Here is an 18,712-nt window from a genome sequence, read left to right as displayed (position 1 = left end):
CTCAACTAGCTCCGCGGATCGGGATATCCATGCCCATCCAAGACTACACCGGCTTGTCCGGCAAGCGGGCTGAGCGCCGGGATCGTCGTCACTTCGTGCCCAAGCATGCGCAATGCTGAAACCGTTTCCGGCCCCATGCTTTCTTCAAGCTTCAGGCTGTCGCGGCTGTCCGAGAACGTGCGACCTAGCAGAAAGCGCGGTGCCGCCAGTGCCTGTGCTGGTGCCTCGGCAAAATCGATCAGGCGCGTAAGCAGCATGGACAGAGTTTGTGGCTGACCATCAGCCCCTTGGGTTCCATAGACGAAGGCAGGACCGCTGTCGCGAAGCGCAATGCCGGGATTGAGCGTGTAGAACGGCAGTTTCCCTGGTGCGAAGACGTTGACATGCCTTTGGTCTGTGGAAAAAGCGGCGCCGCGGTTTTGCCAAAGGATGCCGGTATCCCCGGCGACCACGCCGCTTCCCCAGTCAAAATAGGTACTTTGCAACACGCTCGCCGCATTGCCCTGCTCATCCATCGCCCCAAGGAAAACGGTATCTCCGTGCCGCCAGAGATCTGGCCAGACAAGTGCCCGGTCGGTTGAAATGCCAGCCGCTTTCTCATGCAGATATGGCGCTGCAAGCAATTGCTCTGGCAGGGACGTCATATGCGCAGGATCGGCGATTGCGTCGCGGTCACGAAATGCGCGCTTTACGGCCTCGACACAAAGATGCACGTGCTCGGCGCTGCCGGGGCGTAGGGCGGACAGATCGAAATGGGACAGAATTCCCATGATCTGTAACGTCGTCAGGCCTTGGGTCGGAGGTGGCGGTGCCAGAAGCGTGACATCGCGGTAGCGCAGAGAGATCGGTGCGACCTCGCGCGTCCTGGTACGCCGCAAATCATCCAGTCCGATGATCGCGCCTGCCGCGTTCAGCCCGTCCACGATACGTCGCGCAAGTGATCCGCTATAAAACTCCGATGCGCCATGCTCGGCCAGCAGGCTCAGGCTTTCCGCAAGTTCGGGTTGGCGAAGCATCGTACCAGCCGCAAGCGGTCGGCCCGCATCGAGGAAAATCTTGCCAAAATTCGGCCAGCCGGCGGTCTCGTCTGCGCGATGACGTGCCCAGAATTCCTGCGAAGCGGTCACGGCATAACCATTGCGCGCAAGGTTGATGGCCGGCGATAGAAGATCCTCCCAGCGACAGCGTCCATCAAGGTGGCGTCTTGCGTGGTCAAGCGCGTGGCGCCAGCCATCGACGACGGCGGCGGTCGTCAGGATTGCACCGGGTCCGCGCAGGGGCAGGGGGGCGGACGGCATCGCGCGGTCGATCCCTTGGCCGATGGCAAGGAAGGTCCGGCAAGCGCCGGTGCGGTCTGCAACCAGCCAGACCGCGTCTCCGCCCAGACCGCAGAAATGTGGCATGACGACGGTCAGGACCGCGCCCGCCGCGACCAACGCCTCGGGGGCAGTGCCGCCTTGACGTAGCACCGCCAGTCCAGCCTCGGTCGCCAGCGGATGCGGGGTCGTGACCGCGCCCTTCATTCTGTGGAACTCGTCAACGAGGCAAGAACCATCCGCACGACTTCTTCGCGCCGGGCGATCAGAAAATCCGGGGCCGAAAGGTCGCGGCCCAGCACCACACCCATCGTGTGCCGGTTGGCGATATGGATTGTCGCCAGTCCAAGGATAGAGAGATAAAGCGAACCTGGATCGGGTCGATGCGCAAAGACCCCTTCGGCGACGCCACGATCCAGCACATTGCTGATCGCATTGAACAGCGTCTCGGCGCGGCTGTTCACCGTGGTCAATTCGCGGACATGCACGCCATCGGACATGTTCTCGATCCGCATCATGCCCTGAAACTCGGGATGCGTCTCCATATAGTCGAAGGTGAACCGCGTCAGTTCGGCAATCGCCTGCTTGGGTGGCAAGTCCCAAAAACTGGCCTCGGCCTCGGCGAGGCGAAGCTCCTCATAGACCTGTTCGATGCAAGCGCGATAGAGACCCAGCTTGCTGCCGAAATAGTGGTAGATCATTCGGACATTGCAATCGGCGGTTTCGATGATGCGCGAGACGCTTGCGCCCTGAAAGCCATGACGCTGGAACTCGGTCGTCGCTGCCGCGATCAATCGCTGGGCCACTCCGATTTGTGCAACGCCGGGCGTAGCCGGATCGGTCACCTTTTGCATCCGAACCCCCATCCCATTGCGCAAAAGTTAAGCGGGTTGAACAAATTTCGCGCGTCGCGCGCCGATCTTGGCGTCTGGAAGGGTGCTGTGGTCATGTTTGTGCTTTACGGTGAGTAAGTAAGCGTTCACTTACATAGTTACGCAAGCTGCGGCACAAAGCAAGTTCAAAATGAAATCAAAGACCTGTCTGGCGACACGGCCCATATGAACGGACGATGATGAAAAAAGCGCTTCTTTCTCTTCTCGCGACGGCAGCGATTTCGACCACTGCCTATGATGCCTCCGCCCAAACGCAGACAGACGCACGCGTCGCGGTCGCAATCACCGAGACGATCTCGGGCTACAACCCCTATGCAGATCCAGTCGTGCTGCTGTCGAACGTCTGGTGTCAGGTCTATGGCTGTGTCACGCGCTATGATTTCGACCGCAATGAATTTGTGCCCTACTTGGCCGAGACGGTGCAGTCAGTTGATCCTCTGACCTGGGAGATCCGCCTGCCCGAGGGTGCCAAGCGCCATAATGGCGAACCGGTGCTGGCGCAGGACATCGTTCATTCGATCGACTATCTGGGCAAGAACCCGTCGTCGGGGAAATCCTATCTTGTCGCAGGCTGGAGCAAGGTCGAGGCGATCGACGACCGCACCGTGCGTATCACCACTGCAACCCCCGACGCGACGGTGCCCGACAACCTTGCTGGCGTCGCCGTGACCTCGAAGGCGCTTTACGATCAGATGGGCGAGGCGATGTTCAGGGACGCGCCGTTCGGTGCGGGGCCTTACAAGCTTGATGAGGTCAGCATCGGCGAGCATATCGTGATCTCGCGCAATGACGGCCACCCGATGCTGTCGCCCAACAATCCCACGCAGATCATGTATCGCATCATGCCCGAGCCCGAACAGCGGGTGACCGCGCTTGCCAATGGCGAGGTCCAGATTGCGCAATCCGTGCCGCCCCAGCTGATGGCGCGGGTGGCAGACATGCCCAATGCCCAGATCGCCACGACCAACTCGGTCGAGATGATGTTTCTGGCAATGTCGCCCAAGACCCACCCGTGGGACCGCAAGGAGGCGCGGCAGGCCGTCGCCCATGCGATCAACCGCGAGGCCATCGTTCGCGCGATCCTGCAAGGGCAGGCCGACCTGCTGAACGGTCCTGTCAGTGCTGGCCAGATCGGTCATGATCCCGAATTCACCGGCACCTATGACTACAATCCCGAAAAGGCCCGCGAGCTGTTGCAATCGGCCGGGCTGGAAGGGGTCGAGGTGACGCTTTCGACCCCGGTCGGCCGCTATACCGCCGACCGGCAGATCACCGAGGCGATGGTCCCGATGCTTGAGGCCGCAGGGTTCAAGGTGACGCTCGACACGCCGGAATGGGCAACGCTTTGGGCCAATGTCCAGCAGGGCAAGGTTCCCTTCTACTACATGGGCCGTGGTTCAATGATCGATCCTTCGCGGGCGTTGCACCAGTACTTCGCGACCGGAGGCTCGCCTCGGATCGGTTTCTCGGACCCCGAGCTTGACACATTGCTGGCGGCCGAGCGCGCCGAGTTCGATCCGGCGGCGCGTGACGAAAAGATGCAGGCGGCAGTGCGCTACCTGGTCGATGCGGCCCCGGCCGCCTTCATGTGGCAGCACAAGATGGCCTGGGGTGTTTCCAAGGGAATCAGCTTCCAGCCGCGCCCGGCCGATCAGGTCAATGGCTGGGAAGTCTTCGTCAACTGATCGCGGCATCCGGGTCGCCGCCGGGCGGCCCGTCCCAGAACCAAAGGACAGCCGATGCTGCTTTACTCCACGCGCCGCCTTGCCGGTGCCATTCCCGTGCTGATCGTGGTCGCGGCCGTGGTCTTTACGCTGATGCAGTTCGCGCCCGGAGACGCAGTCAGCATGCTGATCTCGGACGAGGCTTCCGACGCGGATAAGGCGCGAATTCGCGAGGCATGGGGTCTCGACGATCCGCCGCTGATGCAGTTCCTGAACTTCCTTGGGAATGCGGTCACGGGCGATTTCGGAACCTCGTTCAAATACAAGATGCCGGTGATGGAACTGGTGCTTGAGCGCCTGCCGGCCACGATCGAGCTGGCCCTTGCAGCCACGCTGGTCGCGGTCGCGATCGGCATTCCGTTGGGGGTGCTGGCGGCGGCGCGGCCGGGGTCGCTCTGGGACAGCCTTGCATCGACGTTCAGCTTTGCCGGGATTTCTATGCCGAATTTCTGGATCGGCATCCTGCTGATCCTGCTTTTCGCCGGGCATTGGCATCTGCTGCCCTCCGGCGGGCGCGCGCCCTGGGGAATGGGGGTTGAGCCGATCACCGGCTTCCTTTTGCTGGACACGCTGATCCAGGGGCGCTTGGACGCGTTCTGGGGTGCGCTGAAGCATCTGGCGCTGCCCGCGCTGGTTCTGGGCACGAACATGACCGGGATCATCACGCAACTGACCCGTGCCTCGGTGCAGGAAGCGCTGCACGAGGATTATGTGATGACCGCACGGGCCAAGGGGCTTGGCGGAATGCGCATCCTGTGGCGGCACGCTTTTCGCAACGCGTTGGTTGGCGTGGTCACAATCATCGGACTGGAGTTCGGGGCGTTGCTGTCGGGTGCAATGATCGTCGAGACGGTATTCGCCTGGCCGGGGATCGGCAGCCTGCTGATCCAGGGGATCTCGTCGCGCGACTATCCGCTGATCATCGGATTGGTGCTGATCTACACCGCGATCTTCATCCTCGTGAACCTGCTGATCGACCTGCTCTACACCCTTATCGACCCCCGCATTCGGATCAACTGAGATGACGATGACAGCAGGCAATTCCATTCCCGCAGGACAAGGCAGGTGGCAGCGCTTTCGCCGCAGCCATCGTCATCTGTCGGGCTTCAAGGCGGGCTTCGGCCTTGCCACCGTTGCGGCGCTGGTGATCATGGGACTGTTCAGCCCATGGCTTGCGCCGCATCCGCCCAACCAGCAGGATCTGATGGTCGCGATGATGCCGCCGGACTGGACCGGCCCGTATGTGCTGGGGACCGATCACGTCGGGCGCGATATTCTCAGCCGTATCATCTACGGCTCGCGCGTGTCGTTGATCATCGCGCTTTCGGTCGCGCTTTTCGCCAGCGTGACCGGGGTCGCGCTTGGTGTGACCGCGGGCTATTTCGGTGGCCGCATCGACGGGGCAATTCAGAAGGTCGTCGAGATCTTCTGGTCCTTTCCACCCCTGATGCTGGCCATCGCGATCGTGGCTTTTGTCGGTCAGGGCCTTGCGATCGTCATCATCGCCCTGACCGCGCAGCGCTGGATCCCTTATTGCCGCGTCACCCGGGCCGAGGCGATGGCCCTGCGCGAACGCGAATTCATCATGGCTGCGCGCACACTTGGTGCCTCGGACGGGTTCATCATCCGACACCACATCCTGCCCAACGTGATGTTGTCGATCATCGTGATGACCAGCTTTGCCATGGCCAATGCGATCATCGCGGAATCTTCGCTCAGCTTCCTGGGGCTGGGCGTGCCGCCCGCGATCCCGACCTGGGGCGGCATGCTGTCCGACTCGCGCGCCTATATCTCCAGCGCCTGGTGGATGGCGCTGTTTCCCGGCCTCGCCATTTTTCTGACCGTGCTGGGCCTGAACCTGCTGGGCGACGCGCTGCGCAACCAGTTCGACCCCAAGCTTAAATCTCACTGACAAGGAACAAGATATGACCACTCGCAGCCATACCGAAACCATGGACGGGGCCCGCCGTTCGCTGGTCTGCAAGACCGGGAACTGGACCCATTTCGTCGGGCTTCAGCCCCGCAATCTGGACGGCGACATCAAGGAACAGGCACGCGATGTGATCGCCCGTCTGGACGAACTGATGCGTGAGAACGGGATAGGGCAGTCCGACCTGTTCACCGTCACCATCTGGCTCAAGGACATGCGCTATTTTGCAGCGCTGAACTCGGTCTGGAACGGCTGGGTCGATACCACGAACCCGCCCGCCCGCACCTGTGTCTCGGGCGAGCTGTACCGCCCTGACCTTTTGCTGGAACTCGTCGCGGTTGCCTATCGCGAGGAAGCCGCAGCATGACGATCCAGAAAACCGGACGCATCGACAGCTGGGGTCCCAAGATTTTTCTGGGCTCGGCTGCAGGCGACGTCGCCTCGGCCTGCCTGACCGCTCCCGACAAATCGCTGCCTTTTTCGGGTCAGACCCGCGCCATTCTTGGCGTGATAGATGATCTGCTATCGCAAATGGGTAGCGGAAGAGAGGGGCTGATCCACGCCCAACTCTGGCTTGCCGACATGGCGCAATGGCCGGAATTCGTCCCGATCTGGAACGAATGGGTGGGCGAGGGGACGCCGCCCGGCCTGTCGGTCGTCCAGATGGCGGCCTCGCGGCGGGATTCGCTTCTGGAAATCCGGGTCTGGGCCGCCCGGCCGCACGTCTGAAAGAGAGGCGCCATGACCACGCATGAACCCCTGCTGTCGATCCAGAACCTCGACATCGCCTTTGGGGTCGACCGGGCAGGGGTCGTTCATGACCTCTCGCTGCGGCTTGATCGGGGTGAAATCCTCGCCCTTGTCGGGGAATCCGGCTCGGGCAAATCGGTGACGGTGAAGTCCGTGATGCGGCTGATCGACCAGCAGGGGGGGCATATCACCGGCGGGCGCATCCTTCTGGACACAGCCCGGCAAGAGCCGCTTGATCTGGCCCTGATGAACGAACGTCAGATGCGCAAGATCAGGGGTGCAAGGATCGCGATGATCTTTCAGGACCCGATGACATCGCTGAACCCGGTGTTGACCGTTGGCGCGCAACTGGTCGAGGCGGTCCGCCAGCACCAGCCCTTTGACGATGGCTCGGCCAAGGCGCGGGCTATCGCGATGCTGGAAAAGGTGCGGATGACCGATCCGTTGCGCCGCTTTGACCAGTATCCGCATGAACTTTCTGGTGGCATGCGCCAGCGCGTCATGATCGCCATGGCGTTGATCTGCGAGCCCGATATCCTGATCGCGGACGAGCCGACCACCGCTCTTGACGTGACGGTGCAGGCCGAGATTCTCGCGCTGATCCGCAGCTTGCAGCGGCAGACCCGCATGGGGGTGCTGTTCATCACCCATGACATGGGCGTGGTGGCTGAAATCGCCGATCGCGTTGCCGTCATGCTGCATGGGCGTATCGTCGAGGAAGGGCCGGTGCGGCGGGTTTTTGACGCCCCCGCACATGACTACACCCGCAAGTTGCTGGACGCGGCACCCAAGTTCCGCCAGGCAGCGATCTCAGCCACGCAGGCCGAGCCATGCACAGCGTCCCCGGTGCTGTCGGTCAGCCATCTCAGCACGCGCTTCCCCGTCCGCTCGCGCATCCTGCGCCGCCATGTCGCGAACCTTCATGCCGTCGAGGACGTGAGCTTCGACCTGCACCCGCGCGAGACCGTGGCGATCATCGGCGAAAGCGGTTGTGGCAAGTCCTCGCTGGCAAAGTCGCTTCTGCGCCTGATCCCGACGCATGAGGGGCGGGCGCTGCTGGCCGGTCGCGATCTGCTGACCCTTGGCGGGCAGGCGCTGCGGGTGGCGCGCGACGACATCCAGATGATCTTTCAGGACCCTTATGCCGCGCTTGATCCGCGCATGTCGGTTCGCCAGATCCTGTCCGAGCCGCTGCGCATCCGCGGCGTCGCGGCTGACGAGGATCACCTCCGCGCTTTGGTCGCACGGGTTGGGTTGCCCGAAGACAGTCTTGGTCGCTATCCGCACCAGTTTTCGGGTGGGCAACGCCAACGCATCTGCATCGCGCGGGCCTTGATCCTGCGGCCCAAGGTATTGATCGCGGATGAGCCGGTCTCGGCGCTGGATGTCGCGATTCAGGCGCAAATCCTGAGCCTGCTCGACGAACTCAAGCGCGATGAGGATCTGGCGTTGTTGTTCATTTCGCACGACATGGCCGTCGTAGAACGCGTGGCAGACCGCATTCTGGTCATGCATCGCGGCATGATCGTCGAGCAGGGCCCGGCAGAGGCGGTGCTGTCGCGTCCAGCGCATCCATATACCCAACGCTTGCTGGAAGCAGTCCCCGTTTCCCATCCCGCCGCGCGGTTTGAGCGCCTGTCACATCCGCCCGCTGCGACCGCGCCGATCTATCCTCTGGGCACTGACATTGAACCGGCTCGCTGGCAGACTGTCGGTCCGGACCACAAGCTACGCGAGGGGGAATATCGCTAGATCAACGCGGCAGCTTACGCGCGGCGATTTGCTGCAGATATTGAGTGGATGCGCAGAAGCTGGACAGTTTGCGACTGGAGTTCTTCGCGCCGATCTCTTGGTCGGGGAAAACGCTGGACGGCAGGCGGTCCAGGTTTGCGGATCGGATCGGCGCAAGATGTTTAACCGTCATAAAGCGGGAACAGCTTTAAGCGCTCGGCGCGTTCAAGGATGGCGCGAATGCAAGCCTGCACCTTGGGATGCGCGCGTCGCTCGGGCAGGACATGAATACCCATCACCGCTTTCTTTGTGTCCTCGCCGACGCGGATCTCGATCTGCTCCAACCCTTGTTCGGCGAAATATCCTGCCAGAACCGTGCTGTGGATCAGCACCGCATCGGTCGCGTGAACGAATTCAAGACAGGCCTCCAGTGAGTTCGAGGTGAAGGCATGCCCAAGGCGGTTTGCGTCATATAGCTCACCGGCTGACACCAGCCGCTTCTGGCTGGCATCGACAGGATAGGCCATGGTTGTGGGGTAGGTGCGCACTTCATCCAGACCGCGCGCCGTACCCAGTAGCGGGTGGCCCCGGCGGACGAAATAGCCGTCTGTCGCATAGCCTATCGGGATGAAATCGACCGCGATGCCTTCCTTCAGCTGATCGATCCGATGTCCGATGAACAGGGAAATATCGCCCGCCAGCAGCTGGTCCATGCAGCGCATCATATTGCCGATGCTCAGGTTGATCGGCGCGTTCGGATGGGCCTTGAAATGCTCGATGACGTAGTCGCGAAGGATCAGAATCCAGGTCGAATAGCCGGTGCCGATGCTGATCCCCTCCTCCAGCTCGGCCTTTTGCCGCGCGATGGTCATCAGGGCGTTCGAGTGCAGCCGCCCGATCACCACTGCGCTGTTATAGAGCGTCTCGCCATAGTTCGTCAGTTGCACGCCGCGCGATGAGCGGTGAAACAGTTCGACCCCCAGCGATTGTTCCAGCCGCTTCAGATTGTAGCTGAGCGCGGGCTGCGACAGACGCAGCTTTTCAGCCGCCGCCATCAACGAGCCGGCCTCGGCGACTGCCACAAATTGCTCAAGAGCCCGGTCCATCCTCACCCCCTGTTGAATGATCTTGGTATAAATAAATTCGATAGAACGTCCAATATTTTGTAGTTGTTCGTATGTCTCTCAATCCGTAACCTGATTTCACTATGATGCCGGAAAGCGCGTCATAGCCTGGTGGGGGGACACCGGCAGACGGGAGACAGGGATCGGCAACCGCATATGTCGGTGGTGCCATCCAGTTTGGGAGGATACACATGAACTCGACCAATATCGGTCGGCGCCGGCTTCTCGGCGCCGGGTTGGCCATGGCCAGCCTGCCATTTCTGGGGTCGGCCCCCGCGCTTGCCCAGCAGGCGGGAAATATTCGCATGATCTGGTGGGGCGGAGACGAGCGCGCCCGCCGGACCAATGCCGCGATCGACCTGTTCAAGCAGGCAAATCCCGGCGTGACCGTCGAATCCGAATTCATGGGCTGGGATGATTATTGGGCACGTCTGGCGACGCAGGTCGCCGGTGGCAATGCGCCAGATTTCATCCAGATGGATTACCGCTACATGTTCGAATATGCCCGGCGCGGCGCGATCCGCCCGCTGGACGAATTCCTTGGCAAGGAACTGGCCATTGCCGATTTCGGACAGGTCAATCTGGACAGTTGCTCGGTTGACGGCAAGCTTTACGGCGGCAATGTCGGCGTCAATGCCTTCTCGGTCGTGTTCGACGGCAAGGCTTGGGACGAGGCCGGGGTCAATGCCCCCACCCTTGGGCTGAGCTGGGATGGCTTTGCCGAGCAATGCGCGGCCTTCACATCTGCCAACAAGCGCAGCCGCGTCTATGCGACCGCCGATGGCAGCTGTCAGGAGGGACTGTTCGAAGTCTGGCTGCGCACTCAGGGCAAGGCGCTTTATAACCCGGACGGGACGCTGGGCTATGACGCCGCCGATGCCGGGCGCTGGTTCGCTTACTGGACCGAGATGCGCAAAGCCAAAAGCTGCGTGCCCGCAGATACGCAGGCCCTCTACAAGAACTCGCCCGAAACTTCGCCGATCGTCACCGGAAGCGCGGTCACCGATTTCGCGCATTCCAACCAATTCGAATCCTTCCAGAAACTGGTCCAGGCCGAGTTGTCGGTTGTGGGCGCGCCCGTGCAGGAGGGTGGCAAGCCCGGACAGTATCTGAAGCCCTCGCAGATGTTCTCGGTCTCGTCCACGTCCAAGGACCCTGCGCTGGCCGCGCGGATGATCAACTTCCTGGTCCGCGCACCCGAAGGTGCCAGGCTTCTGGGTCTGGATCGCGGTGTGCCTGCCTCGCCCGAAATCCGCGAGGCGATCATGCCCGATCTGAGCGAAACCAGCCGCAAGGTCGTGGAACTGATTTCCAGCCTGACGCCGCATATCGGGGCGCTGCCGCCTTCGCCGCCCAAGGGCGCGGGTGAGATCAACGCCGTCCAGATCCGCATCAGCCAAGAAGTCGGATTCGAGGCCGTTTCGCCGGAGCAGGGCGGCGCCAGCCTTGTCGATGAGGCCGCAGCAATCCTGAAGCGGGCCTGAGGCATGGCGGCCTGCGACGCAATCAACGACAGCGAGACCAAGAAAGGTCCAGTTCCGGAAGGATGGCTCAAACGGGCCATCCAACGGAATGGCGCGGGATATATGTTCCTTGCGCCATGGCTGATCGGTTTTTTCTGCCTGACACTGGGTCCGGCGCTGATCTCGCTTTACCTCTCATTCACCAATTTCGACCTGCTGACCGCGCCTGAATTCGTCGGGGCTCAGAACTATGTCCGCATGGCCACGGCTGACCCCAAGTTCACCGCCGCGATCAAGGTGACGCTGCTCTATGTCGCGTTGTCGGTCCCGCTGAAGCTTGCCTTCGCCCTTGCGATCGCAATGGTTCTGAACCGGGGGATGCGCGGTTTGCCGGTCTATCGGGCGATCTTTTACCTGCCGTCGTTGCTGGGCACGTCGGTCGCCATCGCGGTCCTGTGGCGGCAGCTTTTTGCCTCGGATGGGTTGGTCAACGCCATGTTGGCGATGGTCGGGATCGAGGGGCCAAGCTGGATCTCGAACCCGAACTATTCACTTTACACGCTGGTCGTGCTGTCGGTCTGGCAGTTCGGCTCACCGATGATCATCTTCCTTGCCGGGCTGCGTCAGATACCGACGGACATGTATGAGGCCGCAAGCCTCGACGGGGCCTCGCCAACGCGGCAATTCCTGCGGATCACCCTGCCTCTGCTGTCGCCGGTCATCTTCTTCAACTTCGTGATCCAGACCATCGAGGCCTTCAAGGCCTTCACTCCGGCCTTCGTCATCTCTGGCGGGTCGGGCGGGCCGATCAACTCGACGCTGTTCTATACGCTTTACCTGTATCAAGAGGCGTTCAGCTACTTCCGCATGGGCTATGCCTCGGCACTGGCCTGGGTGCTGGTGATCATCATCGCGATCTTTACCGCGTTTTCATTCCTGACCACGAAATACTGGGTGCATTACGATGACTGATGCGGTCCATGACATGCCGGGCCGCGCATCGGCCCATCCCCGTCTGAACAGCGTCCTGCGCCACACGCTGCTGATCGCGGTCTGCTTCGTGATGATCTATCCGATCCTGTGGATGTTGTCGGGCTCGCTGCGGCCTGCCGCGGAACTGTTCGGGGGCGAGGCGGGCCTGATCCCGTCGCAGGTGACGTTGCAAGCCTATCGGGATGGCTGGTTCGGGCTTCAGGTCAATTTCGGGCGTTTTTTCGTCAACTCGCTGATCATCGCGGTGCTGGCGACGGTGGGCAATGTTCTGGCTGCGTCGCTGGTCGCCTATGCCTTTGCCCGGCTGCAATTCGCCGGCCGGAAGCTGTGGTTCGCGCTGATGCTGGGCACGATGATGCTGCCCTATCACGTCACGCTGATCCCGCAATATGTGCTGTTCCGCGAGCTGGGCTGGGTGAACACTTGGTGGCCGCTGATCCTGCCCAAATATTTCGCGGTCGATGCCTTCTTCATCTTCCTGATGGTGCAGTTCTTTCGCGGCATTCCCCGCGAACTGGACGAAGCCGCCCGCATGGACGGATGCAGCCCGTGGCGGATCTATCGCAAGATCATCCTGCCCCTGTCGCTGCCGGTCCTGGCCACGGCCGCCATCTTTTCCTTCATCTGGACATGGGAGGATTTCTTCGGCCCCCTGATCTATATCAGCGAGATGGGCAACTATACCGTCCAGCTTGGCCTGCGGTCTTTCATCGACTCAAGCGGCACCTCCAGCTGGAACGAGCTGTTTGCGATGTCGATCCTGTCACTTGTCCCGATCTTCCTGATCTTCCTCTTTTTCCAGCGGCTACTCATCGAGGGCATCGCCACCACCGGCATGAAACGCTGAGATAACCGGAAACACGCATGGCAACCACAATCCAACTGAACAAGGTCGAAAAGCGATACGGCGCACATGACGTGATCCGTGGCATCGACCTCAAGATCGAGCCGGGGGCATTCACCGTCTTTGTGGGTCCCTCGGGCTGCGGCAAGTCCACCCTGCTGCGGATGATCGCGGGACTTGAAACGATCACGGACGGCGATCTGATGATCGACGGGGCACGGATGAACGATGTCGCCGCCGCCAAGCGTGGCATTGCGATGGTGTTCCAGTCCTATGCGCTTTACCCGCATATGAGCGTCTACAAGAACCTCGCCTTTGGACTTGAGACGGCGGGCTACAAGCGACCCGAGATCGACCGCCGCGTGCGGGACGCGGCCTCGACTTTGCAGATCACCGACTATCTGCACCGCAAGCCCAAGGCACTGTCGGGCGGACAGCGCCAGCGCGTCGCCATCGGACGTTCGATTGTGCGCGACCCCAAGATCTTTCTTTTCGACGAGCCGCTCTCGAACCTTGATGCCGAGCTGCGCGTGCAGATGCGCGTCGAGATCACCAAGCTGCACGAGCGGCTTGGCAATACGATGATCTATGTCACCCATGATCAGGTCGAGGCGATGACCATGGCCGATCAGATCGTCGTCTTGCGCGGCGGTCAGGTGATGCAGGCGGGCTCTCCGCTGAAACTGTATAATGAACCGGAGAACCAGTTCGTCGCGGGCTTCATCGGTTCGCCCAAGATGAACTTCGTGCCGGTTAGCGTGGCCGATGCGACGGGGTTCAATCTTGATGGCCAGCGGATTGAGGCAGGTCGTTCCCTGCATTCGACCGCCGGCACGGCCCTGACCCTCGGCATCCGGCCCGAACATATCGTTGTCGGTGATGGCGAGGGCCAATCCCTTGGCGATGCACAGGTGGAGCTGGTCGAACATCTGGGCGGCAGCACCGTCCTGCATGTCCGCCCACGCTTTGGCGCCGAACCTCTGACCGTCGTCCTTCCGGGACAGCAGCCCTGTCGCAACGGCGACCGTGTGTCGCTGCGGATCGATCCCGCGCGGTGCCACTTCTTTACCCCCGAAGGCCGCGCGATCCGCGGCTGAAGCAGTTCCGAAATTCCAGCCAATACCCGAACGCCCACAGGCTTCGGACAGATCAACTTATCCCGTTGCAATCACCACGGGCAGACGACAGCAGGAGAATGAGATGCGCAAGAAATACGCGCTTGTCGGTACCGGTTCCCGTTCGCGGATGTTTTACGAAGCCATTGCCAAGGACTACCGCGACAATGCCGAACTGGTCGCGCTTTGCGACACCAACCAGACCCGGATGGATTACACCAACAGTGTCCTGCAGGATGAGTTCGGCCTGGACCCGCTGCCAGCCTACAAGGCCGAAGATTTCCACCAGATGCTGGACGAAACCGGCGCCGAGGTCGTCATCGTCACATCGATCGACCGGACGCACCACATCTACATCATTGCCGCGCTGGAAGCCGGGCGCGACGTGATCACCGAAAAACCGATGACGACCGATGCCAGCAAGTGCCAGCAGATCGTCGATGCGGTGAAGCGCACCGGCCGCTCGGTCCGGGTCACGTTCAACTATCGCTACGCGCCCCATAACTCGGCGGTGCGCGAGCTGATCTCATCGGGCGCGATCGGCGAAGTCTTCTCGGTCCATTTCGAATGGCTGCTGGATACCAAGCACGGCGCCGATTACTTCCGCCGCTGGCATCGCGACAAGCGCAATAGCGGCGGGCTGATGGTCCATAAATCGACCCATCATTTCGACCTCGTGAATTTCTGGCTGGAAAGTCAGCCCGAAACCGTCTTCGGCATGGGTGACCTGCGTTTCTATGGCCGCGCCAATGCCGAGGAGCGCGGGCATTTCACCCCCTATACCCGCACCACGGGGATTGAGGCCGCCAAGGACGATCCTTTCGCCATCGATCTGACAGCCAGCCCGGTGCAAAAGGCGCTCTACTGGGACGCCGAGCATGAGGACGGCTATCAGCGCGACCAGAATGTGTTCGGGGACGGCATCAGTATCGAAGACACCATGCAAGTCATGGTGCGCTACAAGAACCGCTCGGTCCTGACCTACTCGCTGAATGCCTATGCCCCGTGGGAGGGGTTCAATGTCAGCTTCAACGGTTCGGGCGGTCGGATCGAGCTGATGGTGCGCGAGACCTCATACATCAACGGAGGCGGCGCAAAAGAACAGGAAGGCGCGGCCGAGGGCATCCAGCTTTACCATTTCCCACTGCACGGAACGCCTCGGGTCGTCCCCGTCGTCATGGCCGAGGGCGGGCATGGCGGCGGTGACAACCGCATGCTGGCCGATATTTTCGGCCAGTCGAATTCGGGCGGGGCCTATGCGGCGGGCTATCGTGACGGTGCGATGTCCATCCTGACCGGGATAGCGGCGAACCGCTCGTTTCAAACCGGACGGCCTGTCGAGGTCGGCCAGTTGATCAACCTGTAGCGTCCCGAGCGGTGGAAGCGCCCCGATTTAACGGGCGCTTCTTCACTTTCGGGGATAGTTCGGTCAATCTCACGCCAACCTTCGGATACCTCAGCTTGTGAGGCCATTTTTCGTCCAAGCTTGTCATCTGTAACGGCTTTGAGGCCCGTTGAAGTCGCTCACTACCTTTCAGAGGGCACGATGCGCATAGAGATCAGACCAGCCGAAACCCGTGATGTCGGGGGAATTTTCCATGTTCGGACTTCGGTAACCGAGAACGTGTTGTCGCACGCCGAACTGGCCGAGATGGGCATAACAGCGGCGTCCATTGATGCGATGATCGAAAGCGACAAGTGTGCATGGGTCGCTGCCGATGGCGATAATATCGTTGGTTTTTCGATGATCGATGCGGGCAAAGGCTCTTTGTTCGCCGCTTTTGTGCTGCCCTTCCATGAGAGAATGGGTGTGGGGCGACGACTGGTCGAGGCGGCGGAAGCGAAACTTTTCTCTCACCATGCGGTAGCCTGGCTTGAAACGGGTGAAGCGACGCGTGCCGCCGGTTTTTACCGCCATCTCGGATGGGGGAACGCGCAGGAGGTTGGTGACAGAGACATTCGCCTGGAGAAGCGGCGACCCTGACTGGCGGCTTTGCCCCGCCATCGCATCAAGTTTATCGTCGCGCGGTGCCTGACCGGCAGTTTTAGGGCCGATCTGACTTAAAAGGCTCGTGAGAGGGGCGGGCTGCCGTATGTCATTGATTGCGGCAAATGCGATCGTCTCAAGATCAAACCGCCCGCCGCAATACTTACTCCTTGGGCCAGATTTTCATCGCCATATCAGCGACCTCGATAAGCTCTTGCCGTGACGCGCCGCTTTTGGCCTGGACGGCCATTCCGGTCGCCACGGTCATCACATAGGCTGCCAGCGCCGATGCCTTCCAGCCCAGCGGCAACTGGCCGGCTTTCTGGAACTCTTCGAAGCGCGCGGCGACATCGACCTCTGCCTGACGCCTTTGCTTCGCCATTTCCTGCCGCACCAGCTCTGAATCCGGTCCGGTGGCAAGCGCGCCCTGTACCATAAGGCAACCTTCCGGCGTCTCCGCGCCCGAAACGAGATCGACCTCGCCCATCAGGATGGCAAGCGCCACCTCGCGGGCAGATGTCTTTGCAAATGCCTCGCCATAGAGTTTATCGCCGTAGAGATCGTAAAGACAGACTGCCTTCATGAACAAGCTCTCCTTGTTTCCGAAGGCGTTGTAGAGGCTGGGTATGGTCATCCCCATCGCCTTGGCGAGCGTGGAAATCGATGTCCCCTCATAGCCATGACGCCAAAAAAGGCGCAGCGCGGTGTTCAGCGCCTCCTCCTCGTCGAACTGTCTCGGACGTCCTCGCGGCAATTATATAGCCCTCGCTAGAAAATTGTTGACCCATAGACTCACCGGATTATTATAGCGATCGATCTAATTATCAAGCGGTCGCGCTGGGGCGCGGATACCGATATTGAGAGGGGATCGACATGCAGCCGACTTCCCAAACTTCAGCGGGCCGCAAGGAGTGGTTCGGCCTTGCCGTCCTCGCCCTTCCGACCCTGTTGGTGTCGATGGACATGACGATTCTTCATCTTGCGACGCCATCGCTCAGCACCGCGCTTCAGCCGAGCGGTCCAGAACTGCTGTGGATGGCCGACATCTACGGCTTCCTGATGGCTGGAGCGCTCATTCCCATGGGCGCACTTGGCGATCGCATCGGCAGGCGTCGGTTGCTGCTGGTCGGATCGGTCTTTTTCGGGCTGGCATCAATTCTGGCGGCCTTTTCAGTCAGCGCGACAATGTTGATCCTCTCGCGGGCGATACTTGGCATCACTGGGGCCACGCTGATGCCCGCGACGCTGGCGATGATCCGGAGCCTTTTCCTCCTGCCCCGCCAGCGCAGCGTCGCCATCGGCATCTGGACCACATGCTTTACGCTGGGCGGCGTGCTCGGCCCGCTTGTCGGAGGTCTGCTGCTGCAGCATTTCTGGTGGGGCTCGGTTTTTTTGGTGGGCGTTCCCGTCATGGCACTTCTGCTTGTGCTGGGCCCGATCTTCCTGCCCGAAGTCCGCGGATCCGATGATCACGCCGTCGATATGCCAAGTGTTATCCTGTCAATGGCGGCCGTTCTGGCCATCGCCTATGCCGTCAAGCATCTCGCCGAGGTCGGTGTCACGGCCACCACGCCTGTGGCATTCTTGGTTGGTGTCGTTGCAGGCTGGGCCTTCATCCGCCGTCAGGCTCGGCTGAAAGCACCGCTGGTCGATCTGGGTCTATTCAGGAACAGCGCATTCCGCGCTGCGCTTGGCGCGAACATGATGGCGCTGTTCGCCTGGGTCGGGGCCTCTCTGCTGGTTGCGCAATATCTGCAATTCGTCATCGGCCTGTCGCCCCTGACCGCTGGACTGTGGACTATTCCGCCAGCAATTGCCTGTGTCGCAGGGTGCCTCGGTGCGCCTGTCGTCGTCCAGCGTGTCACACCGGCCACCGTCGTCACCTTTGCCCTGCTGCTGGTGGCAGTGGGTTTCGCGATACTGGCGGCATTCACCTCTGGTCTCGGATTGGTGGCGATCATTTCGGGCATGTGCCTGCTGGGTCTCGGTGTCGCAACCATCGTCACGCTTGGCACCGACCTCACTCTGACTGCGGCACCGCCCGCCAAGGCCGGTGCGGCATCCGCAATTTCCGAAACGGGGGCCGAGCTTGGCGGTTCGTTCGGCGTGGCGGTGCTGGGCAGTGTCGGCGTGGCCGTCTACAGGGCCGCAGTTGCGATACCTGCAGAGATTGACGCAGAGCGCGCCGCTGCAGCACGCGGCACCTTGGGCGCGGCCGTCGAGATTGCCGATACGCTGCCGGGTTCCAGCGGTGCCGCTTTACTTGCATCCGCTCAGCAGGCCTTCGAGCGGGGGCTTGTCTTTGCCTCGGCAGCGGGATTCTGCATCCTTCTTTGCACCGCAATGCTTTTCGCATGGGCCAATCTGCGCCGGGGCGCTTCCGACACCATCGTTCACAGCAAAGGAGAGGCCTGATGACCCGTGAGCGCAGGGAGCAGGAAATCCGTGCTTTGATCGACGACTGGACCGATGCGATCTGCAACGGAGACATCAAGCGCGTGCTGGAAAATCGGACCGACGACATCGTCCTGTACGATGTACCGGAGCCGCTTCAGTCTACAGGGATCAAGGCTTACGAGGCGACCTGGAGCTTGTTCTTTGATCACAATCCGGCAGGCCCCAATCGTTTCTGCTTTCGAGACATCCAGATCGTCGCCGGTGAGGATGTCGCCTATGCGTTCGGACGTCTCGTCATCGGTGGCGGCGATGCCCATTGCCGCCTCACCCTCGGGTTGCGGCGCGTCAACGGCGAATGGAAGGTGACGCACGAGCATCACTCGATGCCGATCAAGCTCGGCTGAGCGCGGCCCAAGATTTTTTCGCCGCTGTAGCTGCCGTCTGA

General features: G+C 61.3%; 18 protein-coding genes. 14 read left to right on the top strand and 4 right to left on the bottom strand.

All coding sequences use genetic code 11. The features are described from left to right. Positions 1-5 precede the first annotated feature (5 nt). The gene (locus GL300_RS18945; protein WP_155041245.1) at positions 6-1,523 is read right to left on the bottom strand and encodes a gamma-glutamyltransferase family protein; all 1,518 of its coding nucleotides are present in this window, start codon (positions 1,521-1,523) and stop codon (positions 6-8) included. Beyond that, complete coding sequence (locus tag GL300_RS18940) at positions 1,520-2,170, bottom strand: TetR/AcrR family transcriptional regulator (protein WP_155041244.1); 651 nt, start codon at positions 2,168-2,170, stop codon at positions 1,520-1,522. The genes GL300_RS18945 and GL300_RS18940 overlap by 4 nt, the downstream gene beginning before the upstream one ends. A gap of 218 nt (positions 2,171-2,388) precedes the next feature. Between GL300_RS18940 and GL300_RS18935 the strand changes: the two genes are divergently transcribed. The 6 genes from GL300_RS18935 to GL300_RS18910 are packed head-to-tail and all read left to right on the top strand — an operon-like array spanning position 2,389 to position 8,365. After that, positions 2,389-3,894, top strand: coding sequence for an ABC transporter substrate-binding protein (locus tag GL300_RS18935; protein WP_155041242.1), 1,506 nt, complete (start codon positions 2,389-2,391; stop codon positions 3,892-3,894). Between the two features lie 54 nt (positions 3,895-3,948). Then, a complete protein-coding gene (locus tag GL300_RS18930; RefSeq protein WP_155041241.1) occupies positions 3,949-4,953 on the top strand; it encodes an ABC transporter permease in 1,005 nt (334 codons plus the stop codon). 1 nt (position 4,954) lies between these two features. Continuing rightward, positions 4,955-5,845 (top strand): ABC transporter permease, encoded by an 891-nt coding sequence (locus GL300_RS18925; protein ID WP_225612451.1) that lies wholly within the window; start codon positions 4,955-4,957, stop codon positions 5,843-5,845. A 13-nt stretch (positions 5,846-5,858) separates the two neighbouring features. Continuing rightward, on the top strand, positions 5,859-6,230 hold the full coding sequence (locus GL300_RS18920; protein ID WP_155041240.1) for a RidA family protein: 372 nt from the start codon (positions 5,859-5,861) through the stop codon (positions 6,228-6,230). After that, positions 6,227-6,592, top strand: coding sequence for a Rid family hydrolase (locus GL300_RS18915; protein WP_155041238.1), 366 nt, complete (start codon positions 6,227-6,229; stop codon positions 6,590-6,592). The genes GL300_RS18920 and GL300_RS18915 overlap by 4 nt, the downstream gene beginning before the upstream one ends. Positions 6,593-6,604: 12 nt before the next feature. Continuing rightward, positions 6,605-8,365 (top strand): ABC transporter ATP-binding protein, encoded by a 1,761-nt coding sequence (locus GL300_RS18910; protein ID WP_155041236.1) that lies wholly within the window; start codon positions 6,605-6,607, stop codon positions 8,363-8,365. Positions 8,366-8,526: 161 nt separating this feature from the next. On the opposite strand, the gene GL300_RS18905 is transcribed toward GL300_RS18910, so the two are convergent. Further along, on the bottom strand, positions 8,527-9,450 hold the full coding sequence (locus tag GL300_RS18905) for a LysR family transcriptional regulator (RefSeq protein ID WP_155041235.1): 924 nt from the start codon (positions 9,448-9,450) through the stop codon (positions 8,527-8,529). Positions 9,451-9,659: 209 nt separating this feature from the next. Here GL300_RS18905 and GL300_RS18900 point away from each other — a divergent pair, with 209 nt between their 5' ends. The 6 genes from GL300_RS18900 to GL300_RS18875 all read left to right on the top strand — a co-directional run bounded on the left by GL300_RS18900 (position 9,660) and on the right by GL300_RS18875 (position 15,867). Next, complete coding sequence (locus GL300_RS18900) at positions 9,660-10,952, top strand: ABC transporter substrate-binding protein (protein WP_155041234.1); 1,293 nt, start codon at positions 9,660-9,662, stop codon at positions 10,950-10,952. 102 nt (positions 10,953-11,054) lie between these two features. Continuing rightward, positions 11,055-11,903 carry a carbohydrate ABC transporter permease gene (locus GL300_RS18895; protein WP_211595204.1) on the top strand — a complete coding sequence of 283 codons (849 nt, stop codon included), beginning with the start codon at positions 11,055-11,057 and terminating at the stop codon, positions 11,901-11,903. Further along, positions 11,896-12,771 carry a carbohydrate ABC transporter permease gene (locus GL300_RS18890; RefSeq protein WP_155041232.1) on the top strand — a complete coding sequence of 292 codons (876 nt, stop codon included), beginning with the start codon at positions 11,896-11,898 and terminating at the stop codon, positions 12,769-12,771. The genes GL300_RS18895 and GL300_RS18890 overlap by 8 nt, the downstream gene beginning before the upstream one ends. 17 nt (positions 12,772-12,788) lie before the next feature. Then, positions 12,789-13,865 (top strand): ABC transporter ATP-binding protein, encoded by a 1,077-nt coding sequence (locus GL300_RS18885; RefSeq protein WP_155041230.1) that lies wholly within the window; start codon positions 12,789-12,791, stop codon positions 13,863-13,865. 103 nt (positions 13,866-13,968) lie between these two features. Next, positions 13,969-15,249, top strand: a complete 1,281-nt coding sequence (locus GL300_RS18880) for a Gfo/Idh/MocA family oxidoreductase (protein ID WP_155041228.1) — start codon at positions 13,969-13,971, stop codon at positions 15,247-15,249. 180 nt (positions 15,250-15,429) lie between these two features. After that, positions 15,430-15,867 carry a GNAT family N-acetyltransferase gene (locus GL300_RS18875; RefSeq protein WP_155041226.1) on the top strand — a complete coding sequence of 146 codons (438 nt, stop codon included), beginning with the start codon at positions 15,430-15,432 and terminating at the stop codon, positions 15,865-15,867. A gap of 166 nt (positions 15,868-16,033) precedes the next feature. Here GL300_RS18875 and GL300_RS18870 read toward each other — a convergent pair whose 3' ends face one another. Next, positions 16,034-16,624: a TetR/AcrR family transcriptional regulator gene (locus tag GL300_RS18870; protein WP_155041224.1), complete on the bottom strand. Its 591-nt coding sequence runs from the start codon at positions 16,622-16,624 to the stop codon at positions 16,034-16,036. A gap of 119 nt (positions 16,625-16,743) precedes the next feature. Between GL300_RS18870 and GL300_RS18865 the strand changes: the two genes are divergently transcribed. Both GL300_RS18865 and GL300_RS18860 read left to right on the top strand, forming a co-directional pair. Further along, a complete protein-coding gene (locus GL300_RS18865; protein WP_155041223.1) occupies positions 16,744-18,285 on the top strand; it encodes an MFS transporter in 1,542 nt (513 codons plus the stop codon). Further along, positions 18,285-18,671 carry a YybH family protein gene (locus GL300_RS18860; RefSeq protein ID WP_170297724.1) on the top strand — a complete coding sequence of 129 codons (387 nt, stop codon included), beginning with the start codon at positions 18,285-18,287 and terminating at the stop codon, positions 18,669-18,671. The genes GL300_RS18865 and GL300_RS18860 overlap by 1 nt, the downstream gene beginning before the upstream one ends. Positions 18,672-18,712: the final 41 nt, after the last annotated feature.

The sequence above is a fragment of the Paracoccus litorisediminis genome, assembly GCF_009711205.1.
GTDB lineage: Bacteria > Pseudomonadota > Alphaproteobacteria > Rhodobacterales > Rhodobacteraceae > Paracoccus > Paracoccus litorisediminis.
This window is presented reverse-complemented; position numbering and strand designations above follow the sequence as displayed.

Excerpts from the sequence above, each read along its gene's own strand:
- GL300_RS18945 (WP_155041245.1), bottom strand. The coding sequence starts at position 1,523 with ATGAAGGGCGCGGTCACGACCCCGCATCCGCTGGCGACCGAGGCTGGA.
- GL300_RS18940 (WP_155041244.1), bottom strand. The coding sequence starts at position 2,170 with ATGCAAAAGGTGACCGATCCGGCTACGCCCGGCGTTGCACAAATCGGA.
- GL300_RS18935 (WP_155041242.1), top strand. The coding sequence starts at position 2,389 with ATGAAAAAAGCGCTTCTTTCTCTTCTCGCGACGGCAGCGATTTCGACC.
- GL300_RS18930 (WP_155041241.1), top strand. The coding sequence starts at position 3,949 with ATGCTGCTTTACTCCACGCGCCGCCTTGCCGGTGCCATTCCCGTGCTG.
- GL300_RS18925 (WP_225612451.1), top strand. The coding sequence starts at position 4,955 with ATGACGATGACAGCAGGCAATTCCATTCCCGCAGGACAAGGCAGGTGG.
- GL300_RS18920 (WP_155041240.1), top strand. The coding sequence starts at position 5,859 with ATGACCACTCGCAGCCATACCGAAACCATGGACGGGGCCCGCCGTTCG.
- GL300_RS18915 (WP_155041238.1), top strand. The coding sequence starts at position 6,227 with ATGACGATCCAGAAAACCGGACGCATCGACAGCTGGGGTCCCAAGATT.
- GL300_RS18910 (WP_155041236.1), top strand. The coding sequence starts at position 6,605 with ATGACCACGCATGAACCCCTGCTGTCGATCCAGAACCTCGACATCGCC.
- GL300_RS18905 (WP_155041235.1), bottom strand. The coding sequence starts at position 9,450 with ATGGACCGGGCTCTTGAGCAATTTGTGGCAGTCGCCGAGGCCGGCTCG.
- GL300_RS18900 (WP_155041234.1), top strand. The coding sequence starts at position 9,660 with ATGAACTCGACCAATATCGGTCGGCGCCGGCTTCTCGGCGCCGGGTTG.
- GL300_RS18895 (WP_211595204.1), top strand. The coding sequence starts at position 11,055 with ATGTTCCTTGCGCCATGGCTGATCGGTTTTTTCTGCCTGACACTGGGT.
- GL300_RS18890 (WP_155041232.1), top strand. The coding sequence starts at position 11,896 with ATGACTGATGCGGTCCATGACATGCCGGGCCGCGCATCGGCCCATCCC.
- GL300_RS18885 (WP_155041230.1), top strand. The coding sequence starts at position 12,789 with ATGGCAACCACAATCCAACTGAACAAGGTCGAAAAGCGATACGGCGCA.
- GL300_RS18880 (WP_155041228.1), top strand. The coding sequence starts at position 13,969 with ATGCGCAAGAAATACGCGCTTGTCGGTACCGGTTCCCGTTCGCGGATG.
- GL300_RS18875 (WP_155041226.1), top strand. The coding sequence starts at position 15,430 with ATGCGCATAGAGATCAGACCAGCCGAAACCCGTGATGTCGGGGGAATT.
- GL300_RS18865 (WP_155041223.1), top strand. The coding sequence starts at position 16,744 with ATGCAGCCGACTTCCCAAACTTCAGCGGGCCGCAAGGAGTGGTTCGGC.
- GL300_RS18860 (WP_170297724.1), top strand. The coding sequence starts at position 18,285 with ATGACCCGTGAGCGCAGGGAGCAGGAAATCCGTGCTTTGATCGACGAC.